Origin of the sequence: Mesorhizobium sp. B2-4-18 (assembly GCF_006441385.1) — a bacterium.
In the GTDB taxonomy this organism is placed as follows: Bacteria; Pseudomonadota; Alphaproteobacteria; order Rhizobiales; family Rhizobiaceae; genus Mesorhizobium; species Mesorhizobium australicum.
Window position 1 is genome coordinate 600,690 of record NZ_VFUW01000002.1, and the last position, 26,227, is coordinate 626,916.

Consider the following 26,227-nt stretch of genomic DNA (forward strand, 5'->3'; position numbering starts at 1 on the left):
CGCGCAGTTGCCGGCGCGCCCTAAGAATCACTGATAGGAAACCAGCGTTGCACCATTTTCATGGCTGAAATCTGGCTTCACGCCAAGCATGGCCGCTGAACGCCTGATGATATTGCCGGCCATAACCCCAGCATTGTTGGCGGCGACGTCGGTCATCCCAGGCTTTTCCGGATGCGGGGCGTCGGCGATCGTGAACACCAGATATTGCGGATCGTCCATCGGGAAGGCGGCGACGAAGGTGTTGAAATTCAACTCCTTCGAGTAACGGCCGTTGATGACCTTCTCGGCCGTTCCGGTCTTGCCGCCGACGCGGTAGCCGGGAACGCGGGCGTTTCTGGCCGAGCCCTTTTCGGCGTTGAGCGTGTAGAGGTAGCGCATGCCCTCGACGGTTTTGTCGGCGACCACTTTCTTGGCTGCCGCCATCGCGTCCTGCTGGCTGCGGACCAGGAATGTCGGCTCCATCAGATATCCGCCATTGACCAGCGCTGCGCAGCCGACAGCCGCCTGCAGCGGCGTCGTCGACACGCCATGGCCGAAGGCGATGGTGAACGAGTTGACCTGCTTCCAGACTTTCGGCTCGGTCGGGCGGGCGACTTCGGGCAGTTCGGTCTGCATCTTCTCCAGAATGCCGAGGCGGTGCAGGAATTCGCGGTGCGCCTCGATGCCGACCAGCTCTGCCTCCCTGGCCGATCCGATGTTGGACGAATAGAGGAACACCTCCGGCAACGACAGCACACGGTTCTTGCCGTGGAAATCGTGAATGGCCTGGTGGCCGACGCGGATTGGATGCGAAGCGTCGAAGCGGCTCGACATCGTCGCCTTGCCGGAATCGAGCGCCATGGCCGAGGTGAAGCTTTTGAACGTCGAGCCCATTTCATAGAGCCCCGCCGACATCCGGTTGAGCCGGTCCTTGTCCTGCGCATTGTAGGGATTGTTCGGATCGAAATCCGGCACCGAGGCCATGGCCACCACTTCGCCGGTCTTGACGTTGAGCACGACCGCGCCAGCGCCCATGGCGCGATAGCGCTCCAGGCCGGCGGCAATCTCGTCGCGCACCACATGCTGGACGCGCAGGTCGATCGAAAGCTTCACCGGCCTGAGATCCTTCGCCACCGCCAGGCCCGACGCCTGCAGGTCGCTCAGGCCCTGCTCATCGATATATTTCTCCATGCCGGAAATGCCCTGGTTGTCGATGTTGGTCAGACCGACAACGTAGGACGAGGTTTCGCCGCTTGGATAGAAACGGCGCTTTTCGGTGCGGAAGCCAAAACCGGGAATGCCGAGCTGCATGATGTCGGCCTGCTGCTTGGGCGTCAGCTGCCGCTGCAGCCAGACGAAGCCGGCGCCGCTCTTCAGCTTGTGATAGGTCTGCTCGTAGTCGATTTCGGGCAGCACCGTCGACAGCTTCTCGATCGCCTCGTCGGCATCGACGATGCGGCGCGGCTCGGCGAACAGCGACGCCGTCTTGATGTCGGTGGCCAGCACTTCGCCGTTGCGGTCGACAATGTCGGGCCGCGAGGCGGTCACCCGGCTCTGCGGCCCGCCCGACAGGTCGGGTGTCTGGAAACCGAGATAGACCAGCCGCCCGGATATGGTCGAGAAGATGCCGAAGAACACCGCCATCGTCATCACGATGCGCGCCTTGCCCTTGCCACCTGTTGCCTTGCGGGCGCCTTCGACCACGATCGATCTGTCCTCGCCCGTCCTGGCGCGGCTTACCGACGCGAAGCGCTTCAGCAGTTTGCCGATCATTGGGCGATGTCTCCGGTCACGACGGGATCCTTGTCGCCTGAAGGCGCCTTATCGGAATTGTCGGCCATGGCGCCCTGGCGCCCGTTCAGGATGTCCTGGATATCGAGGGCCTTGGCCGGCAGGTCGCCCAGGCCCACGATCTGGCGAGCACTGACCGGCTCCAGCGCGAGCTGCGATTTATAGAGTTCGGCCAGCTTCTGCAGGCGCGACGGCTGGGTGAGCAGGCTCCAGTCGGCCTTGAGCAGGTCGATCGTGTCCTCCTCGTAACGGATCTCGGCATGGATCTTCTGCACGGCCGCCAACTGGTCCTCGGCCTCGCGCTTGGCCTTGTAGGTCAGGGCCGCCGCCGAAACCATGACGGCGATCAGGACAATGTCGCTGGTACGAAACACGTGCTTACCTCTCCCCCGGCCGGTCGATGCCGGGAAGCTTTGGAAGGCCGAAAATCGAAAAATCGTCGCCGCGCGCCGGAGCCTCGGTGCGGATCGCGGCACGCAACCTGGCCGAGCGGGCGCGCGGGTTGGCTGCAATCTCGGCGTCGCCTGCGGTCACGCCGCCACCAGCCTTGCGGAATGTCGCGGTGCGCGCCTGCGCCTCCGGCATGTGGCGCGAGCCGGTCATGGCGTCGGCGCGGTCGGCGATGAAGCGCTTGACGATGCGGTCTTCCAGCGAATGGAACGTCACCACGGCGAGCCGTCCACCGGGCTTCAGCGCGCGTTCGGCCGCGAACAGCGCCCTGGCCAGTTCGCCGAGCTCGTCATTGACGAAGATGCGCAGCGCCTGGAAGACGCGGGTCGCCGGATGGATCTTGTCCTTCGGCGCGCGTCCAATATGGGTTTCGATCGCATCGGCGAGTTCGAGCGTGCGCTCGAATGGGCGTTTTTCCCGGCGCGCCTCGATCATGCGGGCGATGCGGCCGGCGTGACGCTCTTCGCCGAGGAAGCCGAAGATGCGGGCAAGGTCGCCCGGCTTGAAACTGTTGACGACATCGGCAGCACTCAGGCCCGCCTGCGCCATCCGCATGTCGAGCGGTCCGTCGTTGCGGAAGGAAAAGCCGCGCTCGGCCTGGTCGAGCTGCATGGAGGAAACGCCGATGTCGAGCACGACGCCATCGACGCTTTCGACGTGTTCGTCGAGCGTCGAGAACGGCGCCTGCACCAGCTTCAGCCGGCCGCCGGATTGCGCCTCGAGGTCGCGGCCGGCCGCGATGGCATCCGGATCGCGATCGATGGCGACAACGGACGCGCCGGTCGCCAGTATCGCCTTGGTATAGCCGCCGGCGCCGAACGTGCCGTCGATGACGATGTCGCCCTCCGCCGGCGCCAGCGCTTCCAGCACTTCGCCAAGGAGGACCGGAATGTGGCGGACCGATCCGCCAACGGCGTTGATATCATCGCCGTGGCCCACCGTCATTCCGGTCGCTCCCCAGCCGTGGCCTCGTGAGTCTTCGTCCCCTGCCGAAGCTGCAAAAGCCTGGCCCGCGCCTGCGCGCCGTAGGTCGCAAGCCGTCCCGGCTCCCAGATCTGAAAGAAATTGCCGCGCCCGACAAAGGCCACCTCCGCGGAAATGCCGGCATGTTCGCGGATGAAATCGGTCATGGTGATGCGGCCGTCCTGGTCGAGCTTCAGGAACGCTCCGTCGCCATGGCAGAAGAACGACATGTCGTCCGCAGCCTGCAGGAACGGGTCTTCCCGCGCGATGCGTTGCTCGTAGCGATCGAGCAGATCGAGCCCGCCGACATCCATCGCCGGCAGGTCCAGGCACCGCAGCGCATAGAGTTCCGAATAGCCGCGCTTCTGCACCACGGCACGGAAATGCGCCGGAACGGACACCCGCCCCTTCGCATCGATCCTGCTCACCGTGTTCGACAGAAACCGGTCCATCACACGTTGCAGCCGCTTGCGCGGCCGCACCCCTCTTCATCGTGTCGCACGCGCCACCGCAGCGCTGCGCCCGCCCCGCACCAACCTCGTCCACACGGGCAAAAAACGGCAAACGCGCAGCCGCCGCGGCTGCCCGATTGGCGTACGCTTTACCCTGACGCGGAACGAAGGCTTTGATGTCGAAATGGGATACCATGGGGCACTATGGGCGTCAACGGGAATAGGCTTCACAAACATGCGCATCACGGCGACGAGAAGGCTTTGACGGCACGTCTCGTCTTTATGGTCTATTAAGCCTAACGAACCGTTTAGAGCCTCGCTGGTCTAACTGGAGACGCCTTGCCGCGAGCCGCGGCCGGGCATAGCGTCTCCCCATATCACCGATCGCCAAGGGATTTGAAACTCGATGTCTGAAACTGCCAAATCGCGCGCCGCGGCCCTTCCCCATTTGCGTCGCAGCGGGTTTGCCATGGGCGATTCCATTCCCCTGCCACTGACCATGGCCGCCATCTTCCATGCACCGGGCGATGCCACCGGCTTCAATCAGTATGGCCGCTTCAGCAACCCCACCTGGGATGCCGTCGAACACATGTTGTCTCATTTGGAAGATGCGCCCTGCGTCGGTTTTCCCTCGGGGATGGCAGCGATCTCGGCGGCATTCTTTGCCGTGCTCAAGGCCGGCGACCATGTCCTGCTGCCTTCGGACGGTTATCATACGACCAGGGCGCTGGCTGATCGCTTCCTGAAACCGCTCGGCGTCTCCTACGATGTCCGGCCGACGTCGACTTTCCTCGACGGCGGTTTTGCGGGCTACCGCCTGGCCTTCGTCGAAACGCCGGCCAATCCGGGGCTGGACATCTGCGATATCGCCGCTGTCGCCGAAGCCGTCCACAAGGCCGGCGCGCTGCTGGTGGTCGACAACACGACGATGACGCCCTTCGGCCAGCGTCCTCTCGATCACGGCGCCGATATCGTTGTCGCCGCCGACACCAAGGCACCCAATGGCCATTCCGACGTGCTGTTCGGACATGTTGCCAGCCGCAATGCGGATATCATCGCCGCCGTGACCGGCTGGCGCGAGGTCTCGGGCAGCATCCCCGGGCCGTTCGAAGCCTGGCTGGTGCATCGCGGCCTGGAAACATTGGATGTGCGCTTCGACCGCATGTGTTCGTCGGCGGAAGTGATCGCGCGGCGCCTGCAAGGCCATCGGGCGATCAACGGCCTGCGCTATCCCGGCCTCGAAGGCGATCCCTCGCACAATCTTGCCCGCGCCCAGATGGAGCGCTTCGGCTTCCTCATCTCCTTCGAACTCGCTTCCGAGCAGAAAGCCGAGGATTTCATCAACAATTGCGACCTGATGCAGGCCGCGACCTCCTTCGGCGGCGTCCACACCTCGGCCGAGCGGCGCTTGAAGCGAGGCGACGCGGTTCCGGCCGGCTTCGTTCGCCTGTCGGTCGGTTGTGAGCCGGTGGAAGAACTCTGGAAGGCGATCGAGGCCTCGCTGGACAGGATCAGCGACTGACAAATCGACCACGAGCGGGTCAGCGTTTGATGGGATCGCCGAACCGCCCTAACTCTTTGTTTTACGCAATTACGCAATTCCGCAAGGGAAAGCGCTAGCGCTTCTCCTGGATTGCTTAGGAGCCGAGGTCATTGGCTTCGATGTTGCGCCGACCATGCAGCACGCGAAGAACTTCGATCGCATCACCGCCGACCCGGTACAAGGTGAGATATTCGCCGACAATCAGATGGCGATACCCGGCGCAATGTCGTCGCGTGGCGCACCTGAGAAGGGATAAGTCGACAATTGCCGCCATCTTGCCGCTAAACGATCAAGCAACCGGTCCGCTGCTGCCTCGTTGTTGCCCGCAATATGAAGCCAGATCGCAATCAAATCCTCTTCCGCACGAGCGCTGCGGTCGATTGGCAGCAACTTCATGCCGCGTCGTCAGATCGCAGACGCCTGCGGGCCTCCGCCTTGATTTCGTCCATCGAGGCAAACCGACCAGGCCCGCTGTCGATCCCCTCCTGCACCAGCTTGCGCAGTTCCTCAACCGTGTAGCCCATCAGGTCGCGGCGGTCCTTCCATTGCCTCAACGCATCGCGGATCACCTCGCTCGCCGAAGCGTATTCTCCAGCCGCGACCACATCGTCGACGGCCTGAGCCAACTCCGGCGAAAGCGTGATGCTGCGTTTGTCGACCTGACCCACGATAGGCTCCTGATGATGAGCCGTGATGGTACGATTTAATCGCACCAGTTTCAAGAAAAGTCGGCGGATATCTCTGTCTTGCGGCGGGGCAAATCAGCGCCATGCGTTGAATCAGAAGCTGCGCCCATGGGCGTAACCTTCTGGCACCAAAGGCTTTATCCCAGATGTCGTGGAGAGAAACTGCCAGCTGGCCTGTAAGCCGGGTTTTGTATGGCCCTCGCCCCTTGCGAGGCGAGAACGTGGCGGCCATTCATCTTGGGCGCATGTTGCCATGCGCCTCACGCAACCTACCCGGACGGTGGGCCGGAAACAGCCCTCGAGGGTTCCCCCTCGCACCGCCCCTATTCGGTCTTGCTCCCGGTGGGGTTTACCGTGCCGCTCCTGTTGCCAGTCGCGCGGTGGGCTCTTACCCCACCCTTTCACCCTTACCCCGACAAAGTCGTGGCGGTTTGCTTTCTGTGGCACTTTCCCTGGGGTCGCCCCCGCCGGCCATTAACCGGCACCGTGTTTCCATGGAGCCCGGACTTTCCTCACCCGCGGCCTTTCGGCGTTTGCGGGTGCGGCCGCCCGGCCAGCTGGCAGGGCGTATAAAGGGGTTCACACCGCAAAACGCAACCGAAAAAGCCGTCGTGCCCGGTTCTTGTCAAGCCGGTGCGCCGACAGCCGCCAACTGGACCTTGACCTTGCTGCAATAGGCCGCCGAAACCGGGTTCATGCGGGTGGCGCCATGGCCGGCATTGTATTTCAGGATGGTGCCGCAGGTGGTGCCGCCGCCGAGGTCGCGCGCCATGGCGAGGTACTTCATGCCGTATTTGATGTTGGTGTCGGGATCGAACAGGCCCTTGGCCGACCCGCTGTAACCCATCATGCGCGCGGTTGCCGGCTTGATCTGCATCAGCCCGATCTCGCCAGCGCCGCCGACCATGTTCGGCCGGTAGTTGCTCTCGATCTTGATCACGGCCTGGGCCAGCGACACCGGAACCCCGTAGGTCGCCGCGTAGCGGCCGACAATCGCGGAATACTGGCCGCCGCTCGTCACCGCTGCGGTCGCCGCAGCGACGTTGCCGAGACCGATCGATGCCGTCGTCGTCATGTCCACGGTTTTGCGGCCGCGCTTTGTCTGCCTCTTGGCGGAGGATTTCCCTGCCCCGGTCTTACTTGCCTTGGTCCCACTTGCCTTGGCCCAGCTTGCCTTTTCCACTTTCGCGGAAACCTGCTTCGTCGTCGCCTTCGCACTCTTGCTGCTTTTGGCCGAAATGGCCTTGCCTTTGGCGGATGCCGCGACGAGGCCCTGGTCGGCCCGTGGACTTAACGGCGCGGCGTCGGCCGCACTGAAGGCAAAACTCATTACCCCGGCAGCAAGAGCTGCCGTTAAAACGGTCAATTTCTGCATGTGATCCTGTTCTGTTGGGGCCACGCGAAGATCTTCGCGTGGCATCGCTTGATCAATATCGGAACACCCGGGGGATGGACGTCCGACAAACTGTACGAAACGCCCTTTGAAGTCCGATTTGGCGCCAATGAAGGCGAGGCAAGTCACTTTCAGTGACAGTTTGTAACTTTATGACCAGCGAGGATTACTTGGACCCGCTCTTGACCTGAGGTCAATTCCTCGTGGAAGCAAGCAGTTTCTGCAGCGTGCGCATCGTCGAGCCGTCGGCGATTCCGTCGATCCGGCGCGGTCGAAAATGCCGTTGAAAGGCCTCAACGACAATTCGTGTCCGGTCGTCGAAGATGCCCGATATCTCGACGCCATAGCCATAAAGCGACAGCATCGACTGCAGCGTCTCCACATCGGCACCGCGGTCACCGGACTTCAGCGCGGCTCCGCGCCTGACGGGAGCGGCCGGCACGAGATGACCGACACCGGCCTTAAACAGCGCGGCCCATGGGAACTTCTCGCCGGGATCGATCTTGCGCCCCGGCGCCACGTCGGAGTGCGCCAACACCCGCTGGGGAGTGATCGCGTGCCGCGTGACAATCCCCTTGCACAGCTCGATGACCGCCGTGATCTGACGTTGCGGAAAGCCGGGATAGCCCAGTGAATGGCCGGGATTGACGATTTCGATGCCGATCGAGCAGGAATTGATGTCGGTGCGTCCGAACCAGGAACTCTGGCCGGCGTGCCAGGCGCGATCGCTTTCCCGCACCATCTGCACGACGTGACCATTCTCATGGACGAGATAATGCGACGAGACTTCACTCGCCGGATCGCACAGCCAGGCTTCGGCCGCGGCCCCTGTTGCCATGCCCGTGTAGTGCAGCACAATCATGTCGGGCTTCTGCGCGTCGCGCCTTGGCCCGAAATTCGGCGATACCCTGACCTCGGCGCTCGGCTCGTCGGGCAGGAAGCCGCTCATGCGTGCCGCAGACCCCGCTCGATCATCTCGTAGGCGGCGTTGATCGCCGCGACCCTGGTCGTCGCGATCTTGATGAATTCCTGCGGCAGCCCGCGCGCGATCAGCCGATCCGGGTGGTTGTCCGACACCAGCTTGCGATAGCGTTTCCTGACCTCCTCGAACGGCTTGCCCCGCTCGATGCCGAGGACGACATAGGGGTCGCCGGCACCAAGATTGACGTGCCGAGCCATGATCGATTCGTAATGCGTCTCGTCAATACGGAAGATCTCGGCGATACGGTGCAGGAAGATGCCTTCGCGCTCATGCACCAACCCATCGGCCTTGGCGATGTGGAACAGGCCATCGAGTATGTCTTCCAGCATCACGCAATTGGAGTGCCCGGAGCCGCAGAGCTGCGCCATGCGCTCGGCATAGGTCTCGAAACCGGCCACATCCCGCTGGGCCAGATCGAACAGCCGCGCGACGTTGCGCGTCTCCTTCGGCGGCACTTCGAAAATTTCCTGGAAGGCGCGCACCTCATCCTGCGTGACGATACCGTCGGCCTTGGCCATCTTGGCCGACAGCGCGATCATCGCCACCGAGAAGGCGACGCGGCGGCGCAGGTCGGCATCGCCGGAGAAAACCGTGCGCACAGCTTCAACCACGTCGGCGACGCCTGACGTGGTTGAAGACGAAACCCGCGTGATGAAGTCGCCGAGGCGGTCCCAAATCGACATGGCCAGCTTCATAGAGCCAACCGGTCCCCGCTATCAAGCCAATAACGGCCACTCTCTATCGGGTCCGTGGCCACCGACGATCCACGGTCCCGAGCGCGGTCTCCACGAGAAAGGCCGGCATGAAGCCGGCCTTCCTCCCAAGACACCTACTGCTTACAAACTACTGCGCGGGCGCAGGAGCGGGCGTTGCCGGAGCCGGCTCGGCAGGCTTGGTCGAATTATCGGCCGGGGCCGCAGGCTTCATCGGCTGCTCGGCAGCCGGCGGATTGGTGCTCTGCGTGGTGGTGTTGTCAGTGCCTGTGCCACTGTCGCTGCAGGCGGCAACGCCCAGCAGGGCCAGGGCGGACACCGAAGCAAGAATGAGCTTTTTCATTACGTCTCTCCTTCAACACACGTTCACGTTGCGGTGAACGGTCGAAGGAGAAATGCCCCGGACGGCCATGGGTTTCATAACGTTGCGTTTCCGCCTGTAACATCAATGGCATGCAGGCGACATTGCTGCCGGCGCTTGGGCGCTTTAACAACGATAACGAAAACGAATACCGGAGACAGCCGCATGACCGCGAAATGGGATTTCTGGATCGATCGCGGCGGCACCTTCACCGATATTATCGGCCGTGACCCGCAAGGCGGGCTGCATCCGCGCAAATTGCTGTCGGAGAATCCTGAGGCCTATGCCGATGCGGCCATTCAGGGCATCCGCGACCTGCTCGACCTTGAACCGGCCGCCGCGATCCCGTCCAGCCTGATCGGCGACATCAAGATGGGCACGACCGTGGCCACCAACGCCCTCCTGGAGCGCAAGGGCGACCGCGTGTTGTTGCTCATCACCAAGGGGTTTCGCGATGCGTTAGGGATTGCGTACCAGGCGCGACCGGACATCTTCGCCAAGGAGATCATCCTTCCCGAACAGCTCTATGAGCGCGTCATCGAGGTCGACGAGCGTGTGCTCGCCGACGGCCGCGTCGAACGGCTGCTCGACATATCAGCCTGCCGGCCGGCCATAGAACAAGCGAAAGCCGATGGCATCGATGCGGTGGCGATCGTCTTCATGCATGCCTGGAAATATCCCAATCACGAGAAGGCGGTGGCCAAGGTCTGCCGCAAGCTTGGTTTCGGACAGGTCTCGGTCAGCCACGAGGTCTCGCCGCTGATCAAGCTGGTCGGCCGCGGCGACACCGCGGTGGTCGACGCCTATCTGTCGCCGATCCTGTCGCGCTATGTGCAAAGGGTGGCGGGAGAACTGGGGGTGGCGGGAGAACCGGGTGCGGCGGGAAAAAACAACGAATCCCCTCGCCTGATGTTCATGATGTCTTCTGGCGGGCTCACCGGGGCCGACATGTTCCAGGGCAAGGACGCATTGCTGTCGGGCCCGGCCGGCGGCGTGGTCGGCATGGTCGAGACGGCGAAGCTCGCCGGTTTCGACAAGGTCATCGGCTTCGACATGGGCGGCACGTCCACCGACGTCGCCCACTATGACGGCGAGTATGAACGGGCCTTCGACACGGAAGTCGCCGGTGTGCGCGTCCGCGCGCCGATGATGCGCATCCACACGGTCGCCGCCGGCGGCGGCTCGATCCTGCACTACGAGGCCGGCCGTTTCCGCGTCGGACCGGACTCCGCGGGCGCCAATCCCGGCCCCGCCGCCTACCGGCGCCGCGGGCCGCTGGCCGTCACAGATGCCAATGTGATGCTCGGCAAGCTGCAGCCCGACTTCTTCCCGTCGATCTTCGGTTCCGGCCAGGACGCGCCGCTCGACGCGGAAACCGTGCATGCGAAATTCGCGGCACTTTCCACTGAGATCGGCGATGGCCGGCCGCCCGAATCGGTCGCCGAGGGCTTCGTCACCATCGCGGTCGAGAACATGGCCAATGCGATCAAGAAGATTTCCGTGCAGCGCGGCTACGATGTCACCGGATATCTCCTGAACTGCTTCGGCGGCGCCGGCGGACAGCACGCGTGCCTGGTCGCGGACGCGCTTGGCATGGAGGCCGTGCTGATCCATCCCTTCTCCGGCCTGCTTTCGGCCTATGGCATCGGCTTGGCCTCGGTGTTCGCCTCGCGCCAGCAGGCGTTGCTCAAGCCGCTCGCCGAAGAGTCCAGAACGGAGATTGGCGGCCTCATCGCCACCTTGAAAAAGGCCGTTATCGCGGAGCTGGCGGCGCAAGGCATCGCCGAGGACGTGGTTGCCACCAGGCCGGTACTGCACATTCGCTATGACGGCACCGACACGACGCTGCCGGTAAATTTTGAGAACGACTCGATTTTCCAGGCAAAGCGCGATTTCGAAATCGCCCACAAAGCGCAATTCGGTTTCGTCTATGACGACAAGCCGATGATGGTCGAGACCGTCGGCGTCGAAGGCACCGAAACCGGCCAGACCAGCGCCGAGGCCCCTGCGCCTGCCGGACCGGCAAGGGTCCATCCAGCCGCTTCCGAGACCCGGCGTATCTACACGGAAGGCCGGTGGCATGAAGCTGGCGTCTACCGTCGCGAGACCCTCGGTCCGTCCAATCTGGTCGTCGGCCCCGCCTTGATCATCGAGCCGAACCAGACCATCGTCGTCGAGCCGGGCTGGCGGGCCGAAATCACCAACCTCAATCACGTCGTCATTCGTCGCACGGAAAAGAAGACGCGCGCCGCTGCCCTGGGCACGCAAGCCGATCCGGTGATGCTCGAAGTCTTCAACAATCTCTTCATGTCGATCGCCGAGCAGATGGGCGTGACGCTGCAGAACACCGCCTATTCCGTCAACATCAAGGAAAGGCTGGATTTTTCCTGCGCTGTCTTCGACCACACCGGGGCGCTGGTTGCCAATGCGCCGCACATGCCGGTGCATCTCGGCTCCATGGACCGTTCGGTCGAAACCATTATCCGGCTCAACTCCGGCGACATCCATCCCGGCGACGTCTTTGCCTTGAATGCCCCCTATAATGGCGGCACGCATCTGCCCGACATCACCGTGGTGACACCGGTGTTCGACGACATCAGGAAAAACATCCTCTTCTGGGCGGCCTCGCGCGGCCACCATGCCGATATTGGCGGCACCGCCCCGGGCTCGATGACGCCGCTCGCCACCACGGTCGACGAGGAAGGCGTTCTGTTCGACAATTTCCGCATCGTCGACGGCGGAAAATTCCGCGAGACGGAGCTGCATACGCTGCTCACCGATCATCGCTACCCCGCCCGCAACCCGCACCAGAACATCGCCGATCTCAAGGCACAGATTGCCGCCAACGAGAAGGGTGTCGCCGAACTGCGCAAGATGGTCTCCCATTTCGGACTCGACGTCGTCGAGGCCTATATGGGCCATGTCCAGGACAATGCCGCCGAGAGCGTGCGTCGCGTGCTGGAGCGGCTGCCGGACACGTCGGAATATGAATATCCGACCGATACCGGCCAGGTCATCAAGGTGAAGATCACGGTCGACCGGCAAAAGCGCGAGGCGGCCGTCGACTTCACCGGCACGTCGCCTGTCATGAAGAACAATTTCAACGCGCCCGAGCCGGTCGCTCGGGCCGCCGTGCTCTACGCCTTCCGCGTCATGGTCGAGGACATGATCCCGATGAATGCCGGCTGCCTCAGGCCGATCAACATCGTCATTCCCGACGGCTGTATGCTGAAGCCCGCCTACCCTGCCGCCGTCGTCGCCGGCAATGTCGAGACCTCGCAGCACGTAACCAATGCGCTGTTCGGCGCCATGGGCGCGATGGCCAATGCGCAGGGCACGATGAACAACCTGACTTTCGGCAACAAGAAGTACCAATATTACGAGACCATCTGTTCCGGGTCGCCGGCCGGCCATATGAACTCCGGCCGCGGCTTTGCCGGCACCTCCGGCGTGCACACCCATATGACCAATTCGCGCCTAACCGATCCGGAGGTGCTTGAACTGCGCTTTCCCGTGGTGCTGGAGGATTTTCACATCCGCGAAGGCTCGGGCGGCAAGGGCAAATGGAACGCCGGCGACGGCACCAAGCGCACCATCCGCTTCCTCGAGAAGATGGAATGCGCCATCCTGTCCTCGCACCGCAACCGCCCCCCACGGGGGCTGGATGGCGGCAGTGACGGCGAGGTCGGCTCGACCAAGGTCCGCCGCAACGACGGCACGGTCGAGGTGCTGAAGGCCTGCGACCAGACCGTGCTCGACCCTGGCGAGGCCGTCATCGTGACGACGCCGACGCCGGGCGGGTTTGGCAGCGCCTTGTAACGTGTGAGATCGGACGGCATCAGCCGGCTAAAGCTGGGAAAGGTGATAATCGCCGGAAGGGCCGCGAAAAGCTCGGAAGACAAGGAATTTGAAGGAAATCAACGGGGGCCTATGCGACGAAAAAGACTTACGCCCCCCGCCGTTGCACAATTTTCGCGACGAGCCCATCTGATGTTTCCAATTTAGCAGCGTTGACCGTGACAGACCGGATTTGCCGAGATCGCGTCTGGGCTATAGAGTACCGCCCACGGGTTGAAATTATCAATCAAGTTCTGAGATAGCGATCCACGCGGACACCCGCAGTCGTCGGCGGGCTAGAAGGATTTTTGGCATGGACCTCGACAAAGTTTTGCCGATTGGGCAGGCGGAAAAGGTGTCGATAGCACTACTTGACTTCGATACGAACAACCCTCGCTTCACGCCGGATAAAGAACCAGCGTCGTCTAGCGATGATGACATTGTCATCCAATTGGCAAGAAGTGCTGATTTAGCCGAGCTGGTGCAGTCCATCTCGACGAGTGGCTATATCAACATTGAGCCGCTAATCGTAATTGAGCGGAACGGCCGGTTCGCGGTTCTAGAGGGCAACCGGAGGCTGGCCGCAGTCAAGGTCCTAAGAGACGACGCACTAGCGGCTAAAGCCAAACTCCTGCTGCCTCCTATGGATGATGACAAGCGTCCTTCCCTAGACAACCTCTTGAGCTATCGTGTTGCCACGGAGGCCGATGCACGAGATCTCATCGGTTTCAAGCATATTAACGGACCCCAGGGTTGGGACGCATTTGCGAAGGCCCGGTTCGCTGCTCGCTGGCTTGACGATGAGCACTCTAAGCCCAACGGGATGACTTTGGCCGAAATCGCGGGACGAATGGGCGACCAGCATATGACAATTCACAGAATGGTCACCGCTCTGTTTGTTCTCCAGCAGGCGGAAAGGGAAAACGTCTACGATATCGAGGACAGGCGGAAAAAATCCTTTAGCTTTTCCCACCTGTACACAGGGTTCGCTTATGACGAGTTTACCTCATATGTAGGGATGCAGCGGCCAGACCGGTCTGTTGATCCCCAGAGAGACCCAGTCCCAACAGACAAATTCGGCCAGCTTCAAAACCTCTTAATATGGCTCTACGGCTCGAAGGATCGAGACATCCAACCCGTGGTGAAAACTCAAAATCCGGACCTCAATCGGTTGAGGGAGGTGTTGGGCAATAAGATTGCTATTAAGGTTTTGGAAGAGCGAGGCAGCCTGGATGAGGCAGTTGTCGCAGGGACACCACTAAGTCTGCGCTTCGAAGAACACTTGATCGCGGCCAACGCTGAACTGCAACATTCACTCAGCGCTCTCGACGGGTTCGACCCTATAAAGCAGCCAGAGATGATCGTGATAGCCGAGTCGCTGCAAAGCGCGCCAGACTTATCAAATCTCAAGTCGATGCCGAGGCCGCACGCGTCGCAGCGGAAGCTCCAAAGTGACAACGAAGGCTATCGACCCGCCAACTCTAGATTTGAATGCTGGCCAGTTGGTTGACTGGTTGGAACTTGCAGCGCTCTTCGACCCTTACCACACCGCGCGTCTGGACCCATTACTCGCCTCGTTGAAGCAACTCACCGAAGAAAGTGAGGATAACATCGCGCAGGCCGATCGTTCCTGGGAGCAGATTATCGACGACGTCGAAAATGAGGTGTCGTACCGTCAGAAACATCTCACAGATACCTATCCCTTCAAGCTTGGCGACGGTGCAGAGGAGCTTTTACTGGCGGACGACTGGGATCAGGTCCGATATGCGTTTTACCTCGTGTGTTTGGTGACCTCGCACGTAACAGGATCGCCGATCCTCAAGGTTCCACCATCTGGGGAGCTCCTGAAACAACTCCGCAATCAGATTTTTCAGGTGTTGTCGACACTCGCAATGGCCGGGCTTTCTAAAGGTCCCGCTATCACGGTGGGCTGGCCTCGCAAGAGTGGTGAAACCGTCGTTGAGTTAATGGAGAGGGCGGCGGCCAACGGCGCCGGATTTGGTGTAAGGAATCCACCGGGCCAATACACTGCACCGGCTGAGAAAGACGGCGGGATCGATGTGATGGCCTGGACGCCCGAGGTTTCGCCACCGCCATCAACTCTCTTCTACGGTCAGACAGCCAGCGGGAACAACTGGGTCGACAAACCGGTGGGTTCGAAGGCGAGGTTGTTCGAAAACAATTATCTAATCGACGTTATGACCGGCAACAAAGGTCACGCGACAATCATACCCTTTCGCGTTTGGGATCAACGACTATTCCAAGCGCAAAATTTGGAACATCGAGCGCTGATTGATCGTCTCCGATTGCCGCCGCATGCCTATAACGGATTGCAACAGGCACTTCAGGGCATGATGGTCGACGAAGCTGACCAGATCGACACCGTTGTCGCTTGGCTCAAGGAATATCGCGCTATGGCTTTAGCCTGACACAGGTTGGATCAAAACTTCGCGTTCTTTGCGCTTGTTTTGGAGGCTATAGGTCACCCCCAAGTTCTCGATGTTCTGCGCCTGATAGAGCGATCGTATTAGGGGATGATCGTCGTACGTCAAAACCCAATGCCGAAGTTTCGGATTTTGAAGAATGTCGCTGAGCGCGATGTGCTTCGGCTCGTTCATAGCATTGAGATAGAGTCTACCGCCCGCCTGGACGTACGGTGGGTCAACAAAAAACAACGTCTTTGCCAATGGCACTCGAATCAACGACCTGTGCAGAAACGTCAGGCCGTCCTCATTGGTGAGCGTGATGCGCTCCCTTACAGAACCGAGCCAATGCACCCTCTCCCCCAGAGCGGTCCGGTTGAAGCGCGCATCTATCTTCCAATTTCCAGTCTGATTGTACCCGCCGATCGGGCCTGCGCGAAAAATGATGCCAGACCGACTAGTGCGATTCAGGAAGAAAGTCGCAAAGCCCAGGTCAAAGTCGTAAGACTTGAGGTTGGATTTGTTGACCACCTCGCTCGCCCATTGCCATGTCCGCATGTCGACGGAAACGGAATGGACTCGATCAACAAACCGGGCCGGCTCGTCAAGCATAGCTTTCCATGCTGAATAGACGCGGATATCGGCGTCGTTAAGATGAAGCTGGTCTACTAAACCGGATTTCAGCAAAATGACCGCTGCGCCGGCGCCGCCACAAAAAGGCTCGGCATAGTGCTTGCTTCGACCCTTGATTAGCGCAAGCTTGGCGGCCAGAAAATCGCTCAAAAACGCCTTCCCACCCGGATATCGGAAGGGGGAAACTGATCTGAGCTCTCCTGCCGTGTATTTCGGCGTAACGGTCACCGCGAATCCCCGCCGTTTTGAGGTTAATAGGTGGTGAGCGGACCCTTGTCGAGAGGGCGCGGCCGAGCGCATGTGCGGAGTCTAAAACCAGCCGAAATGGCACTGCAGGGTAAATGCGATGCACTAAACTAGTGCTAAACGAAGGTACCACTGATTTTGCACGCCTCCCTAGGAAGACGTCAACAGACTGTCACCGGCCTGTCATGACCCTGGGTTACCCGCTTGCGGCAAAGCAAATGGGGAATCACTTTGCCATGACGGACGTCTCCTCGGACCTGGTTTTTCGCCGCGGCAAGGAAGTTGGAAAAGCGGTCTACCAGAACCGCGCGCTTTCGAAAGCCGGCATTTCCGAGCGGCTGTTCGCCTTCCTGTTTTCCGGCCTTGTCTATCCGCAGATCTGGGAAGACCCTGACGTCGACATGGACGCGATGCAACTTGGCCAGGGTCATCGCGTCGTCACCATCGCTTCCGGCGGCTGCAACATCCTGGCCTACCTTACCCGTTCGCCGGCACGGATCGACGCTGTCGACCTCAACGCCGCTCACATCGCGCTGAACCGCATGAAGCTTGAGGCAGTCCGCCATCTGCCTTCGCAGGGCGACCTGTTCCGCTTCTTCGGCGCCGCCGACACCAGCCACAATTCGGAAGCCTACGACCGTTTCATCGCGCCGCATCTCGACCCGGTCAGCCGCCACTATTGGGAACACCGCAACTGGCGCGGCCGCCGGCGCATTGGTGTCTTCGACCGCAATTTCTACCAGACCGGCCTGCTTGGCCTGTTCATCGCCATGGGCCATCGCACGGCGAAGTTCTTCGGCGTCAACCCGGCCCGCATGATGGAAGCCAGGAATATCGGCGAACAGCGCCGCTTCTTCAACGAGGAGCTGGCGCCGGTCTTCGACAGGAAGCTGCTGAAATGGGCGACCTCGCGAAAAGCCTCGCTGTTCGGTCTCGGCATTCCGCCGGCGCAGTATGATTCGCTGATCACCTCCGGCGACGGCACCATGGCCAGCGTGCTTAAGGCCCGCTTGGAAAAGCTTGCCTGCGACTTCCCCTTGGAAAACAATTACTTCGCCTGGCAGGCCTTTGCTCGCCGCTACCCGGAACCAGGCGAGGCCGCCCTGCCCGCCTATCTGGAAAAGCACAATTACGAGACCATCCGCGGCAATGTCGACCGCGTCGCCATCCATCACGCCAACCTGATCGAATTCCTCGCCGGCAAGGATGCCGGCGCCGTCGACCGCTTCATCCTGCTCGACGCGCAGGACTGGATGACCGATGACCAGCTCAATGCACTGTGGTCGGAAATCACCCGCTCCGCCTCCACTGGGGCGCGCGTCATTTTCCGCACCGCTGCCGAGCCCAGCCTGCTGCCGGGCCGTGTTTCCACCTCGCTTCTCGACCAGTGGGATTACCAGAACGAGGCCTCGCGCGAATTCTCGGCCCGCGACCGCTCGGCCATCTATGGCGGCTTCCACCTCTATGTGAAGCGCGCCGCATGAGCACGACGGAGCTGCCGGCCAGCCACGCCGAACTGATGGACGGCGTCTACCGCTGGCAGCGCCACATCTACGACCTGACCCGCAAATACTACCTGCTCGGCCGCGACAAGCTGATATCGGGACTGGACGTGCCATCGGGCGGCACCGTACTGGAACTCGGCTGCGGCACCGGCCGCAACATCATCCTCGCCGCCCGCGCCTATCCAGACGCGCGCTTCTTCGGCCTCGATATTTCGGCCGAAATGCTGGAGACGGCAGGCGCCGCGGTTGCCCGCGAAGGCCTCTCTGATCGCGTCATGCTGGCAAGGGGCGATGCCACGGATTTCAACGCGAAGGCGCTGTTTGGCCAAGGCAGCTTCGACCGCGTCTTCGTATCCTATTCGCTGTCGATGATCCCGGGCTGGGAGAAGACGGTATCGGCAGCACTTGCCGCGCTGGCCCCGATGGGCTCGCTGCACGTCGTCGATTTCGGCCAGCAGGAAGGTCTGCCAGGCTGGTTCCGCACCTTGCTGCGCGGCTGGCTGAAAAAATTCCACGTCACGCCGCGTGAATCCCTGCGCGACGTTCTGGAATCGGAAGCCGAGCGAACCGGCGCAACCTTCCGTTTCCGCACGCTTTATCACGGTTATTCCTGGCTGGCTGTGATCAAGCTCGGCACCTGACATCGCAGACAAAACAGCCGTAGAACCCGGCGCGCTTTCGCCATCGGCGGCCCAACGCTCCAATTCCAAGGTCAATCCGGTGAACGCGATCAGCAGGGTTCGCCCTTCGCGATTGCAGAATGACCCAAAGGGTGGTACATTATCTCCATGCTGGAGATAGAAAGTGATCGTCGGGTTTCGGGACGGATGGCTGCGAGCCTTTTTCGTGGAAGACATCCATTCCCGCAACATTCCGTCCGATCTTGAAGGCCGGTTGTTCCGCAAGCTCCAGATGATCGATGACGCGACGACCGATCAGGATTTGCGCGTACCGCCGAGCAATCATTTCGAAAAGTTGCGTGGTAGTCTCGATGGCTTCCACTCAATCCGCGTCAACAACCAATGGCGGCTGATCTTTCGGTGGAATGGCGGCCGTGGTGAAGCGTCGGATATCCATCTCGACGATCATAGCTACAGATGAGACGACACATGTTGATGACCACACGCAAGCCGGCAACGGTGGGTGAAATCCTCACGGAAGAATTTATGCAACCACTTGGCCTGACACAGGCTGCTTTGGCGGAAGCGATGGGGGTTCAGCGCAAGCATGTCAACGAATTGTGCAACGACCGCCGCAACGTGACGGCCGCGACCGCGCTCATTCTGGCGCGGGTCTTTGGCAACAGCCCGGATTTCTGGCTCAACGTGCAGCGCCGCAGCGATCTTTGGCAGGTCATGAATTCACCCGAGGAGCGGGCCCGGATTGATCGCGCCAAGCCTTTGGCGACCGCGGCCTAGAAGAACTCTACAGCAACCGACTGCCGCTTAATGCAGCGCCTTCACGAGCGCCCCCACCATTGCTTGCGGGCGGTAGTTGAACTTGGCCGGCGTTAGCCCGAGCCGCACCACCACCAATTGCTCAGACGGAATGATGGCGACGGTCTGTCCGTCATGGCCCTCCATCCAGTAAGTGTCCTTCGGCAGCCCGGCCGCGACGCCGGCGCCGGGGTTTTCCTCGTCGCCCGGCGCTTCGATCCATAACTGGCCCTTGCCGTAGACCTTCGAGGCGGATGCCGGCTCGCGCATCCATTCGACGAAGCCGGCCGGCAGGATTTGGTTGCCGTTCCATACACCGCCCTGCAGCAGGAACTGGCCGAAGCGGGCCCAGTCATGCGCTGTGGCGTAGAGATAGGACGAGCCGACGAAAGTGCCCTGCTCGTCGGTCTCGAGCACCGCGCTACGCATGCCGAGCGGCTCGAACAGCGCCATGCGCGGCCACGTCAATGCCTTGGCCTTGTCGCCGATCGCGTCCTGCCAGAGGCGCGACAGCATCACCGCCGTGCCACTCGAATAGGAAAACGTCTTGCCGACCTCACCGGTGAGGGTTTTGGTTGCGGCAAAGCCCGCCATGTCAGGTTCGAGATAGAGCATGCGCGTGACGTCGGCGACGTCGCCATAATCCTCGTTGAACTCCAGCCCGCTCGACATTGCCATCATGTCGGCAAGGCTGATCGCGGCGCGGCCGTCGGCCTTCCACGGCGTGAACAGGCCCTTGTTGTCGACCGTCATCTTCCCATCCTTGACCAGCGTGCCGACGATAGCGGCATTCACTGTCTTGGTCATCGACCAGCCGAGCAGCGGCGTCTTGGCCGAAAAACCGTCGCCGTAGCGTTCGGCGACGACGCGGCCGTTCTTGATCACCACGATCGCGCGCATGCCGGTGCCGGCCAGCGCGTCATCCCCGACGATCTTCGAGACCTCGAGATTTTGCGAGGCATCGACCCGCTCGCCCTCGGGCCACAGCGCGTCCTGATTGGCCGGCGATGGCGAGGCATGGATTGCCGTGCGCCGCGCCTTGCCGACATCGCCGTCGGGGACCGAGGCGCAGCCCAACCCGTCGCGGGCAACCGCCTCGCTCTTGCCGAGGAAGCCGAGCAGGCCGGCCGAAACCGTCCCCCGGTTCTTGTCGACCGAGACCCGCATCAAGCGCAGCAGCGGGTGGCCCGGCGCCTGCACGTCGACGGCCAGCACCTCGTTGGCATCGCGCCCGGCGATGAAGACGTTGGAGCAGACGATCTTGGCCGAATAGCCCGAGCCGACGCGGATCAGTTCCGGCGGCGCGATATAGAGCCAGGCAAACAGCGCGGCGATAGCCAGCACGATCAGACCAAGCAGCCATTTGACGATCTTGACGACGAACCGCATCCCTTGCCTCCCAGGCATTCGCCTGACGCTTATGTCATCGAATTGCCGCCATTGCTTCCGCAAAATCGGGCCTCTTGTCGAGCGCCATAAACCAGATATCAACCATGATCGGCGATCACAGGGATGCATGTCGCCCAAAAGCGCGCAGCGGTTTTGGGACACGACATGCATGAAAAACGAATATGCCAGGCGATGCGTGGGGCGATCGCCTGGAGGGGGCCAGACCAGCTTCGGCCATCAGTGCACAGACCCATCAGCGACCGGCTGATTCCGGCTTGGAAGTTGCGGATGCGCCGTCTTGCGGCCCTTTTCATGCTGACGCTGCTCGGCGCCTGCTCGACCGTGGACGATCTCTCGCCGCTATCGCCATCCGCGTCGAGCAGCCCGACGGTGGCCGTGCGCGCGCCGCGCTTTGCCGATTCAAAGCCGCATGAGTGGGACAGCGGTGCGCCGTGGAATTATGCCGTCCATGGTACCGACGTCTCCAAATACCAGACCTCGGTCGATTGGCCGGCGGCCAAGGCCAGCGGCATCTCCTTCGCCTTCATCAAGGCAACGGAAGGCGGCGATCGTTTCGATGAGTATTTCAGCGAGCACTGGGCGCGCACGAAAGCCAACGGGATTCCACGCGCGGCCTATCATTTCTTCTATTTCTGCACGCCGGCGGCCACCCAGGCGCGCTGGTTCATCCAGAATGTCCCCGTCGACCGCTCCGCCATGCCGCCGGTTCTCGACATGGAATGGAACCCGAACTCGCCGACCTGCCGGCTGCGCCCCGACGCCGCCACGGTGCGCGCGGAGATGACGACCTTCCTCGAAATCGTCGAGCGGCATTACGGCAAGAAGCCGATCATCTACACCTCGGTCGACTTCTTCGACGACAATGAACTGTCGACCTTCCGCGGCTATCCCTACTGGCTGCGCTCGGTCGCCGGACACCCGCGCGAGAAATATGGCAGCCACCCTTTCACCTTCTGGCAGTACACCGGAACCGGCATCGTTCCCGGCATGACCGGCAAGTCCGACATCAACGTCTTCAACGGCTCCGAATCCGCCTGGAACAAGTGGCTGCGGCAGAACACGCGCTGACGCCGTGGCAACGGCAGCAAGCCGCCTGGAGAGGCACTGCGGCAGCAGACCCGTTGACACCGTGGCAACGGCAGCAAGCCGCGGGAATGGTGGTTGCGGCAGAAGACCCGTTGACACCGTGACAACGGCAGCAAGCCGCGGGAATAGTGATTGCGACAGATCAGCCGTTGACACCGGGCCTGCCGCCTGCTTTCGACACAGCCAGCGCTAAAGGGTGCAACCGCTGGTAATTCAGGGCGTTGCGCTTTCAGGCACGACAATGCCCTCTCGTTTCGAAAGGAAGCTGATGCGACTGCGTTCCCAAGCCCTCGCGGCGCTGTTCTTGTGCGCCACGGCCTTGCCGGCGATGGCGCAGGAATGCGGCGGCGATTTTGAAACCTGGAAGCAGGGTGTGGCGGCGGAAGCCAAGGCTGCCGGTGTCGGCGCGGTCGGTCTTGATGCGCTGGAGGACGCCAGGATCGACGAGAGGGCTCTGGCGCGCGACCGTGCGCAGGGCGTCTTCACGCAAACCTTCGTCCAGTTTTCCAACCGCATGATCTCGGCCTACCGGCTGAAGCAAGGTGCGGCGAACATGAAGAAATACGCCGACATCTTCGCCCGCGCCGACCAGCAGTTCGGCGTCCAGGCCCCGGTCATCACCGCCTTCTGGGCGCTTGAAACGGATTTCGGCGCCGTGCAGGGCGATTTCCATACGCTGAGCGCATTGGTGACGCTGTCGCATGACTGCCGCCGCCCGCAGCTTTTCCGCCAGCAACTGGTGCCGCTCCTGGAACTGATCGATCGCGGCGTGCTGCCGGCCGACGTCACCGGCGCCTGGGCCGGCGAGATTGGCCAGACGCAGATCCTGCCATCCGACTATCTCGCGCGGGGCATCGATGGCGACGGCGACGGCAAAATCGATCTGCGCGGCTCCGTGCCCGACGTGATCATGACCACGGGCAACAAGGTGCTGTCGCGCGGCTGGAAACGGGACGAACCCTGGATCCAGGAAGTGCGCGTGCCCGAAGAGATGCCGTGGGACCAGACCGGGCGCACCAACAAGCTGCCGCTGACGCAGTGGGCGCAGTGGGGCGTCACCAATCCCGACGGCTCGCCGCTGGTCGACAAGGGGCTGAAGGCCGGCCTGGCGTTGCCCATGGGCCGCAGGGGCCCGGCCTTTCTCACCTACGAGAATTTCGACGTCTATCTCGAATGGAACCAGTCCTTCACCTACGCGCTGACCGCCGCCAATCTCGCCGCGCGGCTGGCGGGCGCGCCGCCGCTCGACCCGCGCAATCCCGAGCCCGGCCTCACCAATGAGCAGATGAAAGAACTGCAGACCAAGCTCGAGGCCAGGGGCTACGACGTCGGCACCGTCGACGGCATTTTGGGGACCAACACCCGTGAAGCGATCCGCAAGGAACAGATGCGGTTGGGCCTGCCGGTGGATGGCTGGCCGACGCCGGAGCTGTTGGAAAAATTGTGAAGAGAGCGAGTAGTGGGTAGTGGGTAGTGGGTAGTGGGTAGTGGGTAGTGGGTAGTGGGTAGTGAGATATAGAGATTCCCTGCTGACTATCGACTACTCATGACTACTGACTACTCACCCCTTTTTTCCTAATCCGCCATCGTCTCCAAACTCGCGAACCCCACCGGCGCGTCGCCCTCGTCGAAGGGCGTCGTGACCTCGACGAAGGTGTCGGGATAGAAGCCGTTGAAGCGGGTCCTGAGCGACAGCGAGTAAGCGCCGATATGGCCGATCTCGATCCAGTCGCCGGTGTCGACGGTTTCCGGCAGCCAGAACGGCCGCGACAGGATGTCGACGGAATCGCAGGTCGCGCCGCAGACCTTGAACGGCACGATGTTCTTCTCATCGCCATTGCGCGTACGGATCGCCGGATCGGGAATGAACCGCGCCGGCAGCGTGATCTTGCCGGTCCACGAATCCGACAGCGACGCCCAGATACCGTCATTGATGTAGAGCCGCTTGCCCTTGCGCAGCAGCACGCGCACGATCAGCGACAGGCAGCGCGCCACGATCACCCTGCCTGGCTCGGCCACCAACGGCATCTGGTCGAACTGATATTCCTTCAGGTCGCCGGAGAGCCGCGACATGATCTGGCCGAGCGACGGCATTTCGATCTGCTTGCGGTTGGGATCATGGCCATATTCGGCCGGGAAACCGCCGCCGACATCGAGCCCGGCAATGTCGAAGGTCAGCCGGTTGCGCACCCAGTCGGCCGAGGCCAGCGCCCGCTCATAGGTGTCGGGATCCTCGATCTGGCTGCCGACATGGAAACACAGGCCGACCTTGTAGCCGGTGCGGTTCAGCCGCTCGGCGAGTTCGACCGCATAGGCAGGCCCGGCGCCGAATTTCTTGGACAACTCGTAGGCGGCATGGCCCTTTGTCTGCACACGAACGAAGACGCTGACCGCGCCCGGGTCGATATCGAGCGCCCGCACCACGCGGGTCAGCTTGGTGATCTCGTCCTCATGGTCGAGCGAGATGACGCGAATGCCGTATTTCTCCAAAGCCAGCTTGATGTCCGACTGCGCCTTGACCGGATGCATGTAGAGCATCTCCGCATCGGGCGAGACGGCGCGCACGGCGGCGAACTCGCCTGGTGAAGCGACGTCGAAGGCGGTGACGCCGGCCTCGACCAGCGTCTTCAGCACGATCTGCTCGCCATTGGTCTTGACCGCGTAGGCGGTCTTGCCGGGGAACATGCCCATGAACTGCTTCGCATCCGCCTTCAAGACCTGCGGGCGAAAGCAGTAGACCGGGTCGTCCGGGCGAAGCGCCAGTGCAGCCTCGCTTGCATTCTCGAATCGCTGCATGGACGAATCCTCGACTTCAGCTCGCACAATTAATCCAAGCTAGCGGCTAGCGCATGACCCCGAAAGTTAATTTCGACTTCGGAAGGGATCATGCGCCAGGGATGAGCCTTGCAAGCGTCCTTTGCGCATCTCTGGAGGCGCGCGGCGCTGCAACGAAAACAATTCTGTGTCTCGTGCTCCTGACGGCACGGCACTGGCCTTTGCCGAAAGGCTTGGCTGCCGGTCGGGTTTCGGGTGGCCCTTGCCCCCGGACCAGATATGGCTTCCGCCTGTCGGCTGGCATTCCGGCTGTCTGGAGAGGATTCATATGGCAGTGACCGCTGCATCTGCGCCACGCGGACCGATGACGCTCAGGGACTGGGGGCAATTGCTGCTGCTCGGCGCCATCTGGGGCGGCTCGTTCTTCTTCGCCCGCATCGCGGTGGCGGAGCTTCAACCGCTGGTGCTGGTGCTGTTTCGCGTCGCCATCGCGGCGATAGCCCTGCAGCTCTATCTCGGCTTGCGCGGACCGTCCTTCCGCGCCGCTCTGCCGCATGCCGGCCTGTTCTTCCTACTGGCCTTCACCAACAATGTCGTCCCGTTCTCGCTGATCTTTGCCGGTCAAACCCAATTGGGGGCCGGCGTCGCTTCCGTCCTCAATGCCACGACGCCGTTCTGGACGCTGCTCCTGGCCAATGCGTTGACATCAGATGAAAAGCTGTCCTGGAACAAGCTCGCCGGCATTGGGCTCGGTGTCGCCGGCACCGCTGTGATGATCGGTCCCGGCCTGCTGGCGGGGCTCGGCGGCCCTGTCTGGGCCAAATTCGCGCTGATCGGCGCCTCGCTGTCCTACGGTATCGCGCTGATGGTCGCCCGCCGTTTCAAGGGCGTGCCCTCGCCAGTCGTCGCCACCGGGCAGTTGACGGCTTCGACCATCATCATGATCCCGATCGTGCTCTTCGCCCATGGCCCGGCCGGCCTGTTCTCCGCCTCGGCGCCGGTGTGGGCGGCGGTGTTGGCGCTGGCGCTTCTTTCGACGGCCTTCGCCTACATCCTCTACTTCAACCTCGTCGCCTCGGCCGGGGCAACCAACGCCTCGCTGGTCACGCTGATCGTGCCGGCCAGTGCCATGCTGCTCGGCTTTCTTTTCCTTGGCGAGCGGCTGGAATCGTTTGAGATCGGCGGTGTGGTGCTGATCGGACTTGGTCTTCTGACAATCGACGGGCGAGTGTTCGGACGGCGTTAGAGCTCGGCATGTGCAATCGCGAAAGTCGAAGGCGACTTTTGCGAGGGTAGCGCTGCCATGACACAGCATCGACACGCCACCGCCATAATTTATTCACAGGCATGAAGCGGGTTTTTGCCAAGGAGTTTCAACGGCTGACGGCGAAACCGAAGTCGCAAAATCCACAATCACGTCGCAATGCAGCACATTTTCCGCTTGCCTGTGGCACAAATGAACCTAGACTCCAGGGCATAGCTCTTTAAGAGGAGGCTATGTCATGGGACTTACGAGGCCAATCAACGCATTGATGATTTGTGCTGCGTTTGCTTTCATCGGCG

24 protein-coding genes and 1 other RNA gene are annotated in these 26,227 nt (G+C 61.8%); 11 read left to right on the forward strand and 14 right to left on the reverse strand.

Going from position 1 to position 26,227, the window contains the following annotated elements; genetic code table 11:
- Positions 1 to 27: 27 nt before the first annotated feature.
- Genes FJ527_RS06450 through mraZ form a run of 4 tightly spaced genes read right to left on the reverse strand, consistent with a single transcriptional unit; the run spans position 28 to position 3,635 of the window.
- Positions 28 to 1,752 carry a penicillin-binding protein 2 gene (locus FJ527_RS06450; RefSeq protein WP_140822259.1) on the reverse strand — a complete coding sequence of 575 codons (1,725 nt, stop codon included), beginning with the start codon at positions 1,750 to 1,752 and terminating at the stop codon, positions 28 to 30.
- Complete coding sequence (locus FJ527_RS06455; protein WP_015317203.1) at positions 1,749 to 2,144, reverse strand: hypothetical protein; 396 nt, start codon at positions 2,142 to 2,144, stop codon at positions 1,749 to 1,751. Before FJ527_RS06455 ends, FJ527_RS06450 begins: the two co-directional genes overlap by 4 nt.
- A gap of 4 nt (positions 2,145 to 2,148) precedes the next feature.
- Positions 2,149 to 3,165 (reverse strand): 16S rRNA (cytosine(1402)-N(4))-methyltransferase RsmH, encoded by a 1,017-nt coding sequence (rsmH, locus tag FJ527_RS06460; protein ID WP_140822261.1) that lies wholly within the window; start codon positions 3,163 to 3,165, stop codon positions 2,149 to 2,151.
- On the reverse strand, positions 3,162 to 3,635 hold the full coding sequence (gene mraZ, locus FJ527_RS06465; RefSeq protein ID WP_140822263.1) for a division/cell wall cluster transcriptional repressor MraZ: 474 nt from the start codon (positions 3,633 to 3,635) through the stop codon (positions 3,162 to 3,164). The genes rsmH and mraZ overlap by 4 nt, the downstream gene beginning before the upstream one ends.
- 406 nt (positions 3,636 to 4,041) lie before the next feature.
- On the opposite strand from mraZ, the gene FJ527_RS06470 reads away from it, so the two are divergent.
- A complete protein-coding gene (locus FJ527_RS06470) occupies positions 4,042 to 5,157 on the forward strand; it encodes a cystathionine gamma-lyase (RefSeq protein WP_140714569.1) in 1,116 nt (371 codons plus the stop codon).
- A gap of 222 nt (positions 5,158 to 5,379) precedes the next feature.
- On the opposite strand, the gene FJ527_RS29805 is transcribed toward FJ527_RS06470, so the two are convergent.
- The 7 genes from FJ527_RS29805 to FJ527_RS06505 form a co-directional block, all read right to left on the reverse strand.
- Positions 5,380 to 5,574 (reverse strand): type II toxin-antitoxin system RelE/ParE family toxin, encoded by a 195-nt coding sequence (locus tag FJ527_RS29805; RefSeq protein WP_263484660.1) that lies wholly within the window; start codon positions 5,572 to 5,574, stop codon positions 5,380 to 5,382.
- Positions 5,571 to 5,846, reverse strand: a complete 276-nt coding sequence (locus FJ527_RS06480; protein ID WP_140615618.1) for a type II toxin-antitoxin system ParD family antitoxin — start codon at positions 5,844 to 5,846, stop codon at positions 5,571 to 5,573. Before FJ527_RS06480 ends, FJ527_RS29805 begins: the two co-directional genes overlap by 4 nt.
- Before the next feature lie 179 nt (positions 5,847 to 6,025).
- An RNA gene (gene rnpB / locus FJ527_RS06485) (RNase P RNA component class A) lies at positions 6,026 to 6,425 on the reverse strand.
- Between the two features lie 64 nt (positions 6,426 to 6,489).
- Positions 6,490 to 7,239, reverse strand: coding sequence for a transglycosylase SLT domain-containing protein (locus FJ527_RS06490; RefSeq protein WP_140822265.1), 750 nt, complete (start codon positions 7,237 to 7,239; stop codon positions 6,490 to 6,492).
- A gap of 211 nt (positions 7,240 to 7,450) precedes the next feature.
- Positions 7,451 to 8,206 carry an N-acetylmuramoyl-L-alanine amidase gene (locus tag FJ527_RS06495; RefSeq protein ID WP_140822267.1) on the reverse strand — a complete coding sequence of 252 codons (756 nt, stop codon included), beginning with the start codon at positions 8,204 to 8,206 and terminating at the stop codon, positions 7,451 to 7,453.
- Positions 8,203 to 8,922 (reverse strand): DnaJ family molecular chaperone, encoded by a 720-nt coding sequence (locus FJ527_RS06500; protein WP_041163805.1) that lies wholly within the window; start codon positions 8,920 to 8,922, stop codon positions 8,203 to 8,205. Before FJ527_RS06500 ends, FJ527_RS06495 begins: the two co-directional genes overlap by 4 nt.
- A 160-nt stretch (positions 8,923 to 9,082) precedes the next feature.
- Positions 9,083 to 9,295, reverse strand: coding sequence for a hypothetical protein (locus FJ527_RS06505; RefSeq protein ID WP_015317194.1), 213 nt, complete (start codon positions 9,293 to 9,295; stop codon positions 9,083 to 9,085).
- 183 nt (positions 9,296 to 9,478) lie between these two features.
- Between FJ527_RS06505 and FJ527_RS06510 the strand changes: the two genes are divergently transcribed.
- From FJ527_RS06510 to FJ527_RS06520, 3 genes are all read left to right on the forward strand, one after another.
- Positions 9,479 to 13,132 carry a hydantoinase B/oxoprolinase family protein gene (locus tag FJ527_RS06510; RefSeq protein WP_140822269.1) on the forward strand — a complete coding sequence of 1,218 codons (3,654 nt, stop codon included), beginning with the start codon at positions 9,479 to 9,481 and terminating at the stop codon, positions 13,130 to 13,132.
- A 331-nt stretch (positions 13,133 to 13,463) separates the two neighbouring features.
- A complete protein-coding gene (locus tag FJ527_RS06515; RefSeq protein WP_210241248.1) occupies positions 13,464 to 14,660 on the forward strand; it encodes a ParB N-terminal domain-containing protein in 1,197 nt (398 codons plus the stop codon).
- Positions 14,602 to 15,579, forward strand: coding sequence for a hypothetical protein (locus FJ527_RS06520; protein WP_140822271.1), 978 nt, complete (start codon positions 14,602 to 14,604; stop codon positions 15,577 to 15,579). The genes FJ527_RS06515 and FJ527_RS06520 overlap by 59 nt, the downstream gene beginning before the upstream one ends.
- Here FJ527_RS06520 and FJ527_RS06525 read toward each other — a convergent pair.
- A complete protein-coding gene (locus FJ527_RS06525; protein WP_281406503.1) occupies positions 15,571 to 16,434 on the reverse strand; it encodes a DNA adenine methylase in 864 nt (287 codons plus the stop codon). The two genes, FJ527_RS06520 and FJ527_RS06525, sit on opposite strands and share 9 nt — an antisense overlap.
- 203 nt (positions 16,435 to 16,637) lie before the next feature.
- On the opposite strand from FJ527_RS06525, the gene FJ527_RS06530 reads away from it, so the two are divergent.
- From FJ527_RS06530 to FJ527_RS06545, 4 genes are all read left to right on the forward strand, one after another.
- Positions 16,638 to 17,936 carry a DUF3419 family protein gene (locus tag FJ527_RS06530; RefSeq protein WP_140822275.1) on the forward strand — a complete coding sequence of 433 codons (1,299 nt, stop codon included), beginning with the start codon at positions 16,638 to 16,640 and terminating at the stop codon, positions 17,934 to 17,936.
- The gene (locus FJ527_RS06535) at positions 17,933 to 18,598 is read left to right on the forward strand and encodes a class I SAM-dependent methyltransferase (RefSeq protein ID WP_140714561.1); all 666 of its coding nucleotides are present in this window, start codon (positions 17,933 to 17,935) and stop codon (positions 18,596 to 18,598) included. The genes FJ527_RS06530 and FJ527_RS06535 overlap by 4 nt, the downstream gene beginning before the upstream one ends.
- A gap of 163 nt (positions 18,599 to 18,761) precedes the next feature.
- The gene (locus FJ527_RS06540; RefSeq protein ID WP_140615608.1) at positions 18,762 to 19,058 is read left to right on the forward strand and encodes a type II toxin-antitoxin system RelE/ParE family toxin; all 297 of its coding nucleotides are present in this window, start codon (positions 18,762 to 18,764) and stop codon (positions 19,056 to 19,058) included.
- A gap of 8 nt (positions 19,059 to 19,066) precedes the next feature.
- On the forward strand, positions 19,067 to 19,375 hold the full coding sequence (locus FJ527_RS06545) for a HigA family addiction module antitoxin (RefSeq protein WP_015317189.1): 309 nt from the start codon (positions 19,067 to 19,069) through the stop codon (positions 19,373 to 19,375).
- Between the two features lie 27 nt (positions 19,376 to 19,402).
- On the opposite strand, the gene FJ527_RS06550 is transcribed toward FJ527_RS06545, so the two are convergent.
- Complete coding sequence (locus FJ527_RS06550) at positions 19,403 to 20,782, reverse strand: serine hydrolase (RefSeq protein WP_140615606.1); 1,380 nt, start codon at positions 20,780 to 20,782, stop codon at positions 19,403 to 19,405.
- A 288-nt stretch (positions 20,783 to 21,070) separates the two neighbouring features.
- On the opposite strand from FJ527_RS06550, the gene FJ527_RS06555 reads away from it, so the two are divergent.
- Together FJ527_RS06555 and FJ527_RS06560 are read left to right on the forward strand one after the other, a co-directional pair.
- Positions 21,071 to 21,871: a GH25 family lysozyme gene (locus tag FJ527_RS06555; protein ID WP_015317187.1), complete on the forward strand. Its 801-nt coding sequence runs from the start codon at positions 21,071 to 21,073 to the stop codon at positions 21,869 to 21,871.
- A 286-nt stretch (positions 21,872 to 22,157) separates the two neighbouring features.
- Positions 22,158 to 23,336: a lytic murein transglycosylase gene (locus tag FJ527_RS06560; protein ID WP_140822277.1), complete on the forward strand. Its 1,179-nt coding sequence runs from the start codon at positions 22,158 to 22,160 to the stop codon at positions 23,334 to 23,336.
- Positions 23,337 to 23,464: 128 nt separating this feature from the next.
- Here FJ527_RS06560 and FJ527_RS06565 read toward each other — a convergent pair whose 3' ends face one another.
- Positions 23,465 to 24,685: an alanine racemase gene (locus FJ527_RS06565; protein WP_140615602.1), complete on the reverse strand. Its 1,221-nt coding sequence runs from the start codon at positions 24,683 to 24,685 to the stop codon at positions 23,465 to 23,467.
- Positions 24,686 to 24,992: 307 nt separating this feature from the next.
- Between FJ527_RS06565 and FJ527_RS06570 the strand changes: the two genes are divergently transcribed.
- Positions 24,993 to 25,910, forward strand: coding sequence for a DMT family transporter (locus FJ527_RS06570; protein ID WP_140615600.1), 918 nt, complete (start codon positions 24,993 to 24,995; stop codon positions 25,908 to 25,910).
- Positions 25,911 to 26,227 lie beyond the last annotated feature (317 nt).